This window comes from Rhizobium sp. BR 315 (genome assembly GCF_050577975.1).
Classification (GTDB): domain Bacteria; phylum Pseudomonadota; class Alphaproteobacteria; order Rhizobiales; family Rhizobiaceae; genus Rhizobium; species Rhizobium miluonense.
The window spans coordinates 1-529 of the sequence record NZ_JARWKZ010000192.1 but is presented as its reverse complement, the minus strand read 5'-3'; the positions used below and the strand labels follow the sequence as shown (position 1 = coordinate 529).

At 36.9% G+C, this 529-nt stretch carries 1 protein-coding gene; it reads right to left on the bottom strand.

Features of this window, described 5'->3' with window-relative positions; translation table 11 throughout:
* A partial coding sequence (locus tag QD409_RS35720; protein WP_430765081.1) for a DUF4097 family beta strand repeat-containing protein occupies positions 1–493 on the bottom strand: 493 nt, incomplete at its 3' end.
* Positions 494–529 lie beyond the last annotated feature (36 nt).

Here is a 529-nt window from a genome sequence, read left to right as displayed (position 1 = left end):
TTTCTGCAGTTATATTTGCCAATTCCAGACGGCCGTTTGCTGTATGGAGCACAACTTCTCTTGAAGACAACTCTGTCATTTTTATCCTGCCGTTTTTAATATCTGCTATCATGCTGGCATATTGTTTCTCCGGCAAGTACAAATCTAAGCTAAGCTCACTGTCCCCAAATAAGCTCATTGGAATAAGCTGATGTCCTTTTTCCTTTAATATCACTTTAAGTTTATTGCTTTCAACTTCTGCTGAATAATTCAATTCTCTATTTCCTCTTTTTGTTCCCGATAGCTGAACATAAGCTGAAGACTCTTGTATTGGATGAATTTCAATTGCAGCGTTATCTGCTGAAATTTCCACATGCTCAAAGTTATTGCTTTCTATTACTTTTCTTTCATTCAAATCAAATTTTTCTGCACTTTGTTTATAGGTGGCTAGACTGCCAATCAGTCCAATCACAAGCAAAACTGCTCCAGCCCACAGTAACTTTCGTTTGTTCATTACTTGATGCCTCCTTTAACTAATGCTGTATTGAAT